We start from the raw sequence: 12,382 nt of genomic DNA, 5'->3' as shown, positions 1-12,382 counted from the left end.
GGGTGAAAAGCATAGAGAAACAGCACAGCGCATATGCTATAATTTTAAGCTGACGAAGCTTCATCTGTTTATTGGATGAAGCTTTTGTGGGGTTATTTAGGTCAAGATATGGTAAGATGGACATAGCGTATGAAGGAGGTAAACGATGACAAATTATAAATTGTTGGCATTGGATATGGATGGAACGCTGCTTAATGACGAGCTACATATTAGCGATAAAAATTTGCATTGGATTCAAAAAGCAATTGAGCATGGTGTAATCGTGATGCTTTCAACAGGGCGCGGCTTTATAAATGCCGTCGACTATGCTCACAATATCGGGTTAGATGCGCCGATGATTACGGTAAATGGCGGAGAAATATGGTCGAAACCTTATGTCCTGCTTGAGCGTAAAACATTGCAAGCGTCATGGGTTGCCAAGCTGCATGAGCTTACAAAGCAATTTCCTCAAACATGGTTTTGGGCTTATACAACGGAACGCATTTACAATAAGGATAGCTGGCATGAGGTTAGCGAGCCTTTGACAGCACATGACTGGCTGAAATTTGGCTACTATGATGAGGATATTTCTATTATTGAACAGATTCGCCAGCAAATCGAGGCTTGGCAGTCACTGGAAATATCGAATTCTTCCATATATAATTTAGAGATCAACCCTTTAGGTGTGTCCAAAGCTAGCGCTCTCGAGCAATTATGCAGCTACCTTTCGATCGACATGAAGGAAGTTATAGCTGTAGGCGACAGCTTGAATGATATTAAAGCGATTCAGGCAGTCGGACTTGGAGTAGCAATGGCCAACGCCCAGGATGAGGTTAAAGCCGCAGCAAATGCGGTCACATTTTCCAATAATGAGCACGGTGTGGCAGAGGTGATTAGGCGCTATATATTTAATGGTGAGGAAGAGCTTTAGTTTTGTAGAGTGAGGGAAATCAAATGGATATTTTAGGGATTGCCATTGTCGTGATTTTATTCGTCGTGGGCATGCTCGGTGCAATATATCCTGTGCTGCCAGGTGTATTCGCGATTTACGCAGCATTTTTTGTGTATGGATGGTTTTTCAGCTTCGATAAGTACAACGTCTGGTTTTGGATAATTCAAACGTTTATACTAGTAGTATTGATCATTGCCGATTATGTTGTTGGCGCATGGGGAGTTAAAAAATACGGCGGCTCTAAAGCTTCTGTCGTAGGCTCCACAATAGGGATCATTGCCGGACCTTTTGTAATACCAGCGTTTGGCCTTGTTCTAGGCCCGTTTCTTGGTGCCGTGATCGGCGAATTGCTCGCTGGTTCCAAGCTAAAGCAATCGCTGCTTGTTGGCTGGGGCTCGCTAATCGGACTGCTTAGCAGCGTTTTCGTAAAAATAGTGTTGCAGCTTGTGATGATCATATTATTTATCGTATGGGTTTGGTAATAAAGGAGGAGCTTTAAATGATTAATGTAACGATCTGGAATGAGTTTTTGCATGAGAAAGTGCATGAGGAAGTAACTCGCGTTTATCCTGAAGGGATACATATCGCGCTGCAGAAAGGGCTAGCAAATGAGCAATTCAACATTCGCACAGCGACGCTGGAGGAGCCTGAGCATGGCTTGACGCAAGAAGTGCTTGATCAAACGGATGTATTGATCTGGTGGGGACATATGGGCCATGACCGTGTGGAGGATGCGATCGTTGATCGTGTTCATGCTCGCGTTATGCAGGGAATGGGCTTAATTGTCCTGCATTCTGCCCACTTCTCGAAAATTTTCAAAAAGCTAATGGGGACAGGCTGTGACCTGAAATGGCGCGAGGCTAATGAGAAGGAGCGTATTTGGGTTGTTAATCCAGGCCATCGCATTGCGGAAGGCTTGCCAGAATACATTACACTTGATCATGAGGAAATGTACGGTGAGCATTTTGATATTCCAGCACCGGACGAGCTTGTTTTTCTAAGCTGGTTCCAAGGCGGAGAAGTATTCCGCAGCGGCTGTACGTTTTATCGCGGACAAGGCAAAATCTTTTATTTCCGCCCGGGGCATGAAACGTTCCCGACCTATTACAATGAGCACATTCTAAAAGTAATTGAGAACGGAATCCACTGGGCTAAGCCAACCGTTACAGCTGCGCCTGTGCGCGGCAATCATCAGCCGTTGGAGCAGCTATAGGCAAAGGAAAGAAGAGTAGATCCATGACAACTTTAAAGAAAGACTCGTTATTGAAAGGGACGATTATTCTGGCGTTGGCAGCATTGGTTGCCAGAGTACTAGGCATGTTCCAAAAAATTCCCCTTGAATATATGTTGGATGCGGAAGGGCAATTTGCCTTTTTCGCAGCCAACCAAATCTATTTGCTGCTGCTTGTTGTTGCAACGGCAGGCTTTCCAAGCGCGATCAGTAAAATGGTTTCGGAGCGCATGGAGGAGGGGAATTACGAGGATGCAAAGCGCATTTATAAAGCCTCGCTCGTTTTTGGAGCCGTTACGGGCTTGTTGCTGGCTCTTACGCTTTACATTATGGCGCCAATGTATGCTGCTACCATTGTCAAGAAGGAATCCGTTACCCTTGCTGTACAAGCGATTGCACCAGCGTTGATTTTATTTCCGATTATTGCAATGATGCGAGGCTACTTTCAGGGACGGCAAATGATGACTGCGGGTGGATTATCGCAAATTGTTGAGCAATTTGCCCGCGTTATTCTTGGTCTCGGACTAGGCTATATCTTCGTTTCGCTTGGCTATAGCGACGAGGCGTCTGCAGCTGCGGTTACATTCGGCAGCGTGTTCGGAAGCATTGCGGCCTTTATCGTAATGGTGGTTTACGCTCGCAAGCTGAAAAAGCAGGATGATCGGCTGACGAAAACGATGTCGGCTGAAGCTCGCTTAGCATTGATGCCCAACAAGCCTTTTGTTGCAAAACGGGGAGAAAAACTGAAGTTTCGCACGATTTACAAGGAAATTTTAAGCATGTCGATTCCGGCTCTTATAACATCAATGACTATCAATCTTGTTTATACCTTTGACTCATCGTTTTTTGTACGGATTACCGAACGGATTTATACGGAGCTTCAGGCAACCGAGGCCGCCGCTGTGCTGGGGATTAAGGCGCAATCACTTGCCGGCATCCCGCCAATTTTGGCGATTGCGCTAGGCTCGTCTATTATTCCGATCGTCGCAGCGGCATTTGCTCGCAAGGACCAGGCAGAGGTCAATCGGCAATCATCGATGGTTATGAAAATTGTCTGCGTATCTGGCGTTCCTGTTGCGATGTTTTTTACTGCGTCTGCTTTCTCGATTACAGGTCTGCTGTTTTCCAGTCCTGGCGGCTATGAGACAGTCGCTATGCTATGTGCAGGTACGATCCTGCAAATTACGATGATGACGACCAACTCCATTTTGTACGGGATGGGCAAGCAAAGGCAAACGATGGTCAATACGATAAGCGGCTTGCTGGGGAAAGTCGTCGTAAGCTGGATTTGCGGCTATTATTTTGGCGTAGCAGGCTTTGTGATTGGTTCAACTGTCTGCTTCCTGATGGTTACTTTAATGAATTTGCGACTAATTAAACGCGATGTCACATTGCATGTGATGGGCAAAAAATGGCTGCCGTATATTGCTGCTGTCATTATCTCAACGCTGGCTTGCTGGGGAGCGGAGTACGTAATGCTTTCTATTACAGAAGGCATGGCGGACAAGCTGGCCTATTTGCTCGCCGTGCTTGTGTCCGGCAGTATATTATGCGGCATCTATGGCATATTATTGCTGAAGCTTAAGGTGATTACACAACAGGATGTCGAATCATTGCCTGGGAAATTACGTGGGCCGATGAAAAAGCTGATGCGTGTCGTGCGAGCAGGTTAACAATTGAGCAGATTAAGGAGGAATAGAGATGAACAAGATTACATCAGAGGCTCAATATCGTGAGCTGATTGCGAATGAGAAGCTGACCATTATCGTATTTAAAACAACCTGGTGCGGCGATTGTCATTACATCAATCCGTTTATGCCTGAGGTTGAGGAGCAATATAAAGAGAAGGTTGATTTCTATGAAATTGATCGTGACGAGCTGCCCGATCTTTGCTCTGAGCTAAATATACTAGGCATTCCGAGCTTTGTAGCATTTAAAAACAGCAAGGAGCTTGTTCGTTTCGTCAACAAGCTGCGCAAAACACGTGATGAAATTGAACAGTTTGTGAATCGTGCAATAGAAGTAGCAGAAGTGTTATAGTATTGTTACAATATTCACATTTTGAACATGGTTTTTACCTAATCCAGTCGCTATAATGAATGAGACAGATCAATAAGAATTAGGTGAGTACATGAAGGTTACAAAACGGTTTCGAATATTAGCAAATCTGTCTTGTATCGGGATGCTGCTTGTTCTGCTTGCTGGAGCTCTTGTTACGAATACGGATTCGGGTCGTGGCTGCGGTGACGATTGGCCGCTGTGCAATGGTAAGTTTATACCGGCATATACGGTTGAGTCGATGATCGAGTATTCGCATCGCGCAGTTAGCGGCTTGGAGGGCATTCTTGTAGCGACTGTATTTTTTATGATTTACAGACAGTACAAGCGCGAGCGCAAAGTATATCGCGAGCCAATGCAATATGCTTGGTATGCGTTGCTTTTCACCATTATTCAGGCGTTGATGGGAGCTGCCGCCGTTATGTGGCCGCAATCTCCACCGATCATGGCTATACATTTTGGAATTTCCTTAGTAGCCTTTGCAGCGACGCTATTGCTCGTCATTTGGTGCTATCGCGATAAAAGAGGAATAGTGGAAACAACCGTATTTCCTCGCCAAATTATGCCCTGGGCATTGGCTGCATCGATTTATTGCTACGTAGTTGTCTACCTTGGCGCCTTTATTCGCCATACCGAAAGCGCTGGCGGCTGTCTAGGCTGGCCATTATGCAACGGAGAAGTAATTCCTGAGCTCTCGGGAGCAACTGGAATCGCATTTATTCACCGCGTTGGTGCGGCGATTTTAGGTATTGTGCTGATTGCGCTGTACTTTTATATTAAGCGCTTGACCGGCAACTCCTCGTTGACCAAGACTGCACAAGCGATCGTCATTTTGGTGCTCGCACAAATCGCGAGTGGCGCTTGGCTGGTCAACACGATTGGCAGCGACAACTGGTTCTTGTTTACGAGCTTATTGCACAACCTTATTATAGTCGCCCTGTTCGGTATGCTGGTGGACTTGGTTATACGTTCCTGGATTTATCGTAAAAAAAATTAGCTTTGAAAGGCTGTCATCCTTAAGCAGGGTGGCAGCTTTTTTGCAAGTAAAGACTTTAAGTACCAGCGAGTCAACTTGTAATCGTACTTTTACGTGCAGTAGCCAATAGAAGATGCGTAAGCAGGACAAAATATGGTATCATTGAAGCTACATACGATTAAAAGAGGTGAGCAACGTGCTGCAATTTTTATTTCCAGACGATGTACATAAACCAGATGAAAATTTTGTTGAAGTCGATCAGCTATTGCAGCGCTATGCGGCAGCGGCAGCTAAAAAGCGTAAGGAAAGCGACGCCGTAAACCAGATTTGGTCACGCTTTGAAATATGGAGCAACGGCTTGCGTGCTTCGATCCACGAGCTATATTCGAGCCACTATGCCGCCGGGAAATTCAAACAAAATATTACGAGCAGGTCGTTAACAGATATGGACGAGCAGCAGCGACTGGACTATGCGCGCTACGTTTATTTTGATAAAAATGGCTTCATACGTGTGTTTTCATTGCTTGATAAGCTCGGCACCTTTCTAAATGAACTGCTGGAGCTGCGCACAGAGCGCATCAAGCCGCATTTTTCATACTTTACGGTATTAAGACAAATGCGCGAGCGCGGCTTGCATCCGGAATTGACCAAGCCGCTCAATGAGCTTAAGGAAAGCTGCAAGGAATCGACGCATCGTTTGCGCCGCAGACGAAATACTGAGATTCACTATATGAACTCTGAAATGCAGGATGATTTGGTGCAACAAACGAGAATGTACGGTCAAGAAATTATGCTGGAAAATCTCGATCAGCAAATGGATGATTTAACTGCGGGGCTTCATATGACCACCCAATCCATCAGGCTGACGTTTCGTTATGCGGAGCGTCTTCTTCATCGTAATTGATCTAGGGCGTGTCTGAGAACTCCGAGGACAGCCCATTTTGCCGAATTTTCGTTCCATGCAAGGCGCGATTGTGAAGGCGTACCGGGCGTACGTCAAACAAACGGAACGAAGCAGGGGCGAAAAGGCGATGAAAGGGGCCTCTGAGCGGGTTTTCAGACAGGTCCTACATTCTTTGGAAAGGAGAATGGCTGTGAAGCTTGCGGGGAAAAAGGCGCTTATTACAGGAAGTGCCAAAGGATTAGGAAAGCGTACAGCGATGGAGCTAGCCTCTCAAGGCTGTAACCTCATGCTTCATTACATGGCAAGCGGGCAGGAAGCAGAGGCATTGAAGGAGCAGCTGCAGCAGCATGGCGTGGAGGTGCGGCTTGCCCAGGCTGATTTATCGAACCCGATTGGTGTTGATCAGCTGGCTGCTGAGGTTGAGCGCTGGGGAGGCGGCGTAGATATTTTGATTAACAATGCCGGTCCTTTTGTGAGAGAACGGAAGCTGTTTCAGCAGTATGATCGTGAGCTGATTACGTCGCTTATTCAAGGCAATTTAATATCGGCAATGCTGCTGGACCATCATGTGCTTCCCTATATGCGCAGCAATAGCTGGGGACGAATTATTCATTTTGGCTTCGGTCATGCGAACGAAGCAAGAGCTTGGCCGCAGCGGGCCGTTTACGCTGCAGCGAAAACAGCGCTGGTCTCATTTACCAAATCGCTGGCTGTGGAAGAAGCGCCTTACGGCATTACGGTTAATATGATTGGTCCCGGAGATATTAAGGGTGAATACAAAGAAATGTCGATTCATGAGGTCATGAGCAATTATGATGAGGAAAATCCGATTGGCCGACCGGGAACAGGCGAGGATGTGGCGCGTGTCATCGCATTTCTGTGCGATAACAAGTCGAGCTACTTAACTGGCAATATTATTGACGTGACAGGCGGCTTTGATCCGATTAAAGCGAACATATTGCAAAAATAAAGCGATCTCGCATAAGCGCGAGATCGCTTTTTAGACCACATCTAAGCGGAACATTTATTAAAATACTTGTACAACCTCTACGATGCCGTCTACCTCTTCAAGAAGCGCACGCTCAATACCAGCTTTTAGCGTGATTGTGGAACTTGGGCAGCTTCCGCATGCACCCATCAGGCGAAGCTTAACAATGCCGTCCTCAACGTCTACAAGCTCAACGTCACCGCCGTCGCGTTGTAGAAAAGGGCGAAGCTTGTCAAGCACGTCCAGTACTTCATCATACATTGTATCTTGTACTTGTTCACTCATTGCAATCATCTCCTTTCTATTCTATTATAGTACAAAGAAATGCAAATGAATACAACTCTCAATAAAGTTCTTGAAAGTTAAGGTGCCTGTTATGCTAAAACCAACAATTGAATTTTGTACGAGCAATATGCATCACGGTACAGAAGTACTGCTTGATAAATATGAGCTTGATGATACGTATGAAACAACGGAATATGGCTGTCTTGGCAATTGCGGCGAATGCTATATGCGCCCGTTTGCTTTAGTAAACGGCACAATTGTTGCAGCAGAATCGGTCGAAGAGCTGGACGAAAAAATTCAAAAATTTTTAGTGGAGGAAGCAGAAAATCAAGCTGCGCTTGATCGCTTGCTTGACGATTTATAAGCCCTCACAAGAGTCACGCTCGGCTTGAACGGTTCTGCAGGGATGCTTTTATCATTCCAGATTGCCCGCAAAATATGTGCGCTTTGGCCATAATTTAAAACCAAAACGGTCTTCATACAATATAGCGGCAGGCTTTGGTGGAAAACCTGGCCTGCCGTTTTTTATCGAATGATTGCAACTGACCTGCTGCTTAAAAATGCTTGGAGCGCCACAATATACCGCTTTTAATCAGACGCGGCACCCGCCCCTTGACCGCCACTGAGCCCATCACGCCGAAGCCGCAGTGCTTGCCGAGTGCGCCTAATGTGCCGCGCAGCTTGATCGGTTCAACAGGGATGCTCTTTTCGCGCCAAATGGCAAGTAAAATATGGGCAATATGCTCGCCTTGAATTCCTGCTACTTGAGCGCTTGGTGAATAAGGCAGCGCTGCGCAGTCGCCAACGACAAATATAGCAGGATCATTGAGTAGCTGGTAATGCTTATTCAGCTTGAGCCGCCCGCCTGCATCCTTTTCCGCTTGCAGCTGCTGAACAAGCGGCACTGGCTGAATACCGGCTGTCCAAAGCGTAATATCGGTATGAAGCGGCTTGGGCGAGCCTAGAATATGAAGCGTCTGCTGCTCGATCCGCTCCAGCTGGGTGTTCAGCAGCAGCTGCACCTGGTGCTCGTTGAGCCATTCGGCAACATAGGTTTGAATTCCTTCGGGAAAGCCGCCTAGCAAGCGCGGGCCGCGATTCATCAAGGAAATATTAAGATCGGGTCGGCTTTCGCGTAGCTCTGAAGCCATTTCTACACCGCTGAGGCCGCCCCCGACTATTGTAACTGTGCCGTAAGGCTCAACATTATTCAGCGCAGTATATGCCTTGCGTGCAGCTTGAAACGTCTGAATACCGTAGCTGAATTGATCTGCGCCAAGAACGCCATGATAATGATCTATACTGCCTAGTCCAATGACGAGGAAGTCATAGCTGATCGGGTCGTGGCCATCAACATGTACCAACTTCTTCTGCTGGTCCAAGGAGTGGATTTCCCCCAGAACGAGCCGAACATCTGGAGATTTGGGGAAAGCGACTCTTAGCTCGCAATCGGATGAGGTTCCTGCTGCCAAAGCATAATATTCCGTTTTCAAGCCTTGAAAGGGCTGCCGATCAATGAGAGTTATTGCAATATGCTTGGGCAAGCCCTTTTGCAGCAGCTCTTCAATAATTGCCAAGCCGCCGTACCCGCCACCTAAAACGACAAGATTTTTTTTCATGCTGTCATCTCCATTTTTATAAAGCTCATCATCATAATCCTTTGTGATACTGTATACTACTATAGGATGAACGATAGCGGCAATTTGTTTGCACAAATCTGCAATTGCCTGCTTGCCAAATTATGCAACAGCAGCAGCTGCTGATGATCCGAAGCATTTGCTGGAGCAATTGGTTAGTTCGTCACTATTGAGCTTCCGCACATAGTGGAGTATACTAATACTATACAAAAGTAAGTTTAGGTCTCATACATGAGATTACGATAGACTGGAGGGAGTAACATGATTACAATTACTGAATTAGCTGCTGAAAAAATTAGCGAGATGCTTGAGGAAGAAAATAACCCGGCATTGTTCCTTCGCGTAGGCGTGAAGGAAGGTGGCTGCAGCGGCTTCTCATACGGCATGGGCTTTGACGATGAGCAGAATGAGGATGACACAATTCTTGAAGTACAAGGCTTAAAGGTAGCCGTCGATGCAGACAGCGCCAAATACCTTCGCGGTCTTGTGATTGACTTCAAGGAAACAGCAATGTCGGGCGGGTTTACGATCGATAATCCTAATGCAACCGTAACTTGCGGCTGCGGCTCCAGCTTCCGCACAGCAACAGACGCAGGCAATCCAGCTGCTGATCCTTGCTAAGTAGCGGCTTTGACTTTTGCTTGAAAAGCTTCTATAATGAATCCGTATTAATTGCATTTAAACTACAGTCGGAGGGCTATTAAAAATGATTCATTACATCAGACTACGTTCCCTAACTTTGAACAAGTAATTTCATATGTTCAAAGGCTCTGTTTGTGAATTCAGAGCAACGGGAGTAGTCTGTCCTTTTTTAATAGTCTACATTTGGTGATAAATTATCAATGCAGAGAAAGGCAGATCGCATGCCTTTCTCTTTTATATTTTAAAAGCTCAGTTCTATTTCCCTTTGCTCTAAATCATAGGCAGCTTGCCTATGATTTTTTATTGGAAAAGGTGAGGGAATATGTCTGAATATAAATCAAATTTACAGCTAACGCAGCAGCTGATTAAGCTTGCTGTATGTCCGCACTGTCAAAGTGCTTTTCAAGCAGTCGGCAAAAGCCTGGTCTGTACTGCCAATCACAGCTTCGATATTGCAAAGCAAGGCTATGTCAATCTTTTGCCAAAGCCTGCGAGCAGTCAATACAGCAAGTCGTTATTCGCCGCACGGCGCAGCATCATTACTGAAAGCGGTCTGTATCGGCCACTGCATCAGCTCACCGCAGCGCTAATAATGCAGCATGCTGCAACATCCATGGACTCATTATGCTTGTTGGATGCGGGCTGCGGCGAAGGCTCGCATTTGCAGCATATTGCGCAGCTTTGTAAGCATCCTGATCTGACAGCCGTTGGCTTGGATATTGCCAAAGCAGGCATCGCAATGGCAGCAGGCAGCTACAAACATATGGCGTGGCTTGTAGGAGATTTGGCAAATTTGCCGCTTGCTGCTCACTCCTGCGATGTAGTGCTTAATATGCTGTCTCCTTCCAACTACAGTGAATTTAAGAGAGCTTTGCGGCCAAATGGACTTGTCATTAAGGTTGTGCCGCGTCAGCACTATTTTCAACAGCTAAGAGCAGCGTTATTTCCCGATTCAACACGAGCGCCATACAGCAACGAGCGCACCGTAAAGCTATTTCAGCAGCATTTTACGGTACAAAGCATGCATCGGCTCACATATACGCACAAGCTGGGGGATGGCGAACTGGAAAAGCTGCACGCAATGTCACCGTTAGCCTGGAACGCCCAGTCCTCGCGCATAGCAGCATTTTTAGAGCAGGACGAGCTCGAGCTAACCGTTGATGTGGATGTGCTTGTAGGCCAGAATAAACACTAAATACGATAAGCTGTCTGTCTATATCTAAATCAAACAAACAAGGCTAAGTCCGTATGTCAGGACTTGGCCTTGTTTGTTTGCTTGCAACGATATGTACATTGCGGCAGAAAAACTGTTATCTGCATCACTTATTGCGAAGAAAAATCTACTATAAATAGATGGGCTCATGTATGATAGAAGCATACATAGATGTGCTGCGTTAAAATACGAGCATTCGATTGCGAGGTGTGTTATTTTGCCGTACGAGATTACAAGGGCGACTACCGTTATGTACATGCAGCGATATATTGAGTTTGCGCTTGACTCCTACGCGAAGCTCAATTTGCCGTATCCGTTTTCGGTTTCGTTAGGCTATATAGCCAGTCCTGTGCTGATGCAGGGAGAGATCTTTCTTGCATTTGATGATGACCATCAGACAATCGGCTGCTTAAGCTTTATACGAGGCACTGCAGAGGAGAACTACAGCAACCGCGAAATTGTACAAATTCAGCTGCTGTATATTGATGAGCACTATCGCAGCTCAACGCTGCTGCGTGAGCTATTGAGCATGCTGGTGCAATGCTTGCGTTATTTGGAGGAGCCTGTAAAGGAGCTCCATTTTTGGACGGGAGCAGATGATCAGCTGCAAGCGCTGATCGCCAAGCGATTCTCTCTTCAGCCACGGACATATCAGTCAGTATATGGGACGCTCCATTATTACATCATGCCTTTCGAGGGGGTGGGGGAGTACATTTCAACATTCCCCAACATCCAATATTTTTAGCAGATGTTTAAAAAGCTGGGCTTTGATGACGATGCGATTGCGTTGTAGTGGATTCGACGTCGAATCTTGAACGCTAGCGAAAACTCCGGTGCTCACGTAGCAAGTGCCTACGCTGCGCTCCTCGTTTTCTACTAGCGTCCAAGCTTCTTGGTCCTGAAAGCCCAGCTTTTTAAACTTCAATTGGAAGAGGATGTTTAAAAAGCTGGGCTTTGATGACGATGATGGGCGTTGTGGCTTAGTCGACGGCGAATCTTGAACGCTAGCGAAAACTGCGGTGCTCACGTAGCTATTGGCCTACGCTGCGCTCCTCGTTTTCTACTAGCGTCCAAGCTTCTTGGTCCTGAAAGCCCAGCTTTTTAAACTTCAATTGGAAGAGGATGTTCAAAAAGCTGGGCTTTGATGACGATGATGGGCGTTGTGGCTTAGTCGACGTCGAATCTTGAACGCTAGCGAAAACTCCGGTGCTCACGTAGCAAGTGCCTACGCTGCGCTCCTCGTTTTCTACTAGCGTCCAAGCTTCTTGGTCCTGCTTTCAAAAAAAGCTACAGCGAAGGAGCCAAGCATCCGAAAAACGAAGAGGGTCGCCTTTAACATCGTAATGCTTCCATTAAATTTCAAATAAGAGCATTACGATTTAAAAAGCGACTGGAGGATGCTTGGCTCCGTAGCGCTGAAAAACGAAGAGGGTCGCCTTTAACATCGTAATGCCACCATTAAAATTCAAATAAGAGCATTACGATTTAAAAAGCGACTGGAAGATGCTTTGCTCCGT

Annotated in this window: 14 protein-coding genes; 12 read left to right on the top strand and 2 right to left on the bottom strand. The window is 46.3% G+C overall.

The features are described 5' to 3' along the window. Window positions 1-145: 145 nt before the first annotated feature. From KJS52_RS06760 to KJS52_RS06725, 8 genes are all read left to right on the top strand, one after another. A complete protein-coding gene (locus KJS52_RS06760; RefSeq protein WP_213513994.1) occupies window positions 146-910 on the top strand; it encodes a Cof-type HAD-IIB family hydrolase in 765 nt (254 codons plus the stop codon). Between the two features lie 23 nt (window positions 911-933). After that, window positions 934-1,413: a DUF456 domain-containing protein gene (locus tag KJS52_RS06755; protein WP_213513993.1), complete on the top strand. Its 480-nt coding sequence runs from the start codon at window positions 934-936 to the stop codon at window positions 1,411-1,413. A 17-nt stretch (window positions 1,414-1,430) separates the two neighbouring features. Beyond that, a complete protein-coding gene (locus KJS52_RS06750; protein ID WP_213513992.1) occupies window positions 1,431-2,144 on the top strand; it encodes a ThuA domain-containing protein in 714 nt (237 codons plus the stop codon). A gap of 23 nt (window positions 2,145-2,167) precedes the next feature. Further along, complete coding sequence (locus KJS52_RS06745; RefSeq protein WP_213513991.1) at window positions 2,168-3,835, top strand: putative polysaccharide biosynthesis protein; 1,668 nt, start codon at window positions 2,168-2,170, stop codon at window positions 3,833-3,835. A 28-nt stretch (window positions 3,836-3,863) separates the two neighbouring features. After that, window positions 3,864-4,202, top strand: coding sequence for a thioredoxin family protein (locus KJS52_RS06740; protein ID WP_213513990.1), 339 nt, complete (start codon window positions 3,864-3,866; stop codon window positions 4,200-4,202). 91 nt (window positions 4,203-4,293) lie between these two features. Beyond that, complete coding sequence (locus KJS52_RS06735; protein WP_213513989.1) at window positions 4,294-5,217, top strand: COX15/CtaA family protein; 924 nt, start codon at window positions 4,294-4,296, stop codon at window positions 5,215-5,217. Window positions 5,218-5,392: 175 nt separating this feature from the next. Beyond that, window positions 5,393-6,100 (top strand): Cthe_2314 family HEPN domain-containing protein, encoded by a 708-nt coding sequence (locus tag KJS52_RS06730; RefSeq protein WP_213513988.1) that lies wholly within the window; start codon window positions 5,393-5,395, stop codon window positions 6,098-6,100. A gap of 190 nt (window positions 6,101-6,290) precedes the next feature. Next, the gene (locus KJS52_RS06725) at window positions 6,291-7,070 is read left to right on the top strand and encodes an SDR family oxidoreductase (protein ID WP_246563260.1); all 780 of its coding nucleotides are present in this window, start codon (window positions 6,291-6,293) and stop codon (window positions 7,068-7,070) included. 57 nt (window positions 7,071-7,127) lie between these two features. On the opposite strand, the gene KJS52_RS06720 is transcribed toward KJS52_RS06725, so the two are convergent. Beyond that, on the bottom strand, window positions 7,128-7,373 hold the full coding sequence (locus KJS52_RS06720; protein ID WP_213513986.1) for a NifU family protein: 246 nt from the start codon (window positions 7,371-7,373) through the stop codon (window positions 7,128-7,130). A gap of 91 nt (window positions 7,374-7,464) precedes the next feature. Between KJS52_RS06720 and KJS52_RS06715 the strand changes: the two genes are divergently transcribed. After that, window positions 7,465-7,737 (top strand): YuzB family protein, encoded by a 273-nt coding sequence (locus KJS52_RS06715; protein WP_213514436.1) that lies wholly within the window; start codon window positions 7,465-7,467, stop codon window positions 7,735-7,737. A gap of 190 nt (window positions 7,738-7,927) precedes the next feature. On the opposite strand, the gene KJS52_RS06710 is transcribed toward KJS52_RS06715, so the two are convergent. Then, window positions 7,928-8,992, bottom strand: coding sequence for an NAD(P)/FAD-dependent oxidoreductase (locus KJS52_RS06710; protein WP_213513985.1), 1,065 nt, complete (start codon window positions 8,990-8,992; stop codon window positions 7,928-7,930). Between the two features lie 279 nt (window positions 8,993-9,271). Here KJS52_RS06710 and erpA point away from each other — a divergent pair, with 279 nt between their 5' ends. From erpA to KJS52_RS06695, 3 genes are all read left to right on the top strand, one after another. Then, window positions 9,272-9,631, top strand: a complete 360-nt coding sequence (erpA, locus tag KJS52_RS06705) for an iron-sulfur cluster insertion protein ErpA (RefSeq protein WP_213513984.1) — start codon at window positions 9,272-9,274, stop codon at window positions 9,629-9,631. A 343-nt stretch (window positions 9,632-9,974) separates the two neighbouring features. Next, window positions 9,975-10,847 carry a putative RNA methyltransferase gene (locus KJS52_RS06700; RefSeq protein WP_213513983.1) on the top strand — a complete coding sequence of 291 codons (873 nt, stop codon included), beginning with the start codon at window positions 9,975-9,977 and terminating at the stop codon, window positions 10,845-10,847. A 235-nt stretch (window positions 10,848-11,082) separates the two neighbouring features. Beyond that, window positions 11,083-11,610 (top strand): hypothetical protein, encoded by a 528-nt coding sequence (locus tag KJS52_RS06695; protein WP_213513982.1) that lies wholly within the window; start codon window positions 11,083-11,085, stop codon window positions 11,608-11,610. The last annotated feature ends 772 nt before the right edge of the window (window positions 11,611-12,382 follow it).

The organism is Paenibacillus montaniterrae (assembly GCF_018403185.1).
Taxonomy (GTDB): domain Bacteria; phylum Bacillota; class Bacilli; order Paenibacillales; family Paenibacillaceae; genus Pristimantibacillus; species Pristimantibacillus montaniterrae.
This window is presented reverse-complemented; position numbering and strand designations above follow the sequence as displayed.

Coding starts and splice junctions, on each gene's coding strand:
- KJS52_RS06700 (WP_213513983.1), top strand. CDS start 9,975: ATGTCTGAATATAAATCAAATTTACAGCTAACGCAGCAGCTGATTAAG.
- KJS52_RS06745 (WP_213513991.1), top strand. CDS start 2,168: ATGACAACTTTAAAGAAAGACTCGTTATTGAAAGGGACGATTATTCTG.
- erpA (WP_213513984.1), top strand. CDS start 9,272: ATGATTACAATTACTGAATTAGCTGCTGAAAAAATTAGCGAGATGCTT.
- KJS52_RS06715 (WP_213514436.1), top strand. CDS start 7,465: ATGCTAAAACCAACAATTGAATTTTGTACGAGCAATATGCATCACGGT.
- KJS52_RS06740 (WP_213513990.1), top strand. CDS start 3,864: ATGAACAAGATTACATCAGAGGCTCAATATCGTGAGCTGATTGCGAAT.
- KJS52_RS06720 (WP_213513986.1), bottom strand. CDS start 7,373: ATGAGTGAACAAGTACAAGATACAATGTATGATGAAGTACTGGACGTG.
- KJS52_RS06750 (WP_213513992.1), top strand. CDS start 1,431: ATGATTAATGTAACGATCTGGAATGAGTTTTTGCATGAGAAAGTGCAT.
- KJS52_RS06760 (WP_213513994.1), top strand. CDS start 146: ATGACAAATTATAAATTGTTGGCATTGGATATGGATGGAACGCTGCTT.
- KJS52_RS06755 (WP_213513993.1), top strand. CDS start 934: ATGGATATTTTAGGGATTGCCATTGTCGTGATTTTATTCGTCGTGGGC.
- KJS52_RS06710 (WP_213513985.1), bottom strand. CDS start 8,992: ATGAAAAAAAATCTTGTCGTTTTAGGTGGCGGGTACGGCGGCTTGGCA.
- KJS52_RS06735 (WP_213513989.1), top strand. CDS start 4,294: ATGAAGGTTACAAAACGGTTTCGAATATTAGCAAATCTGTCTTGTATC.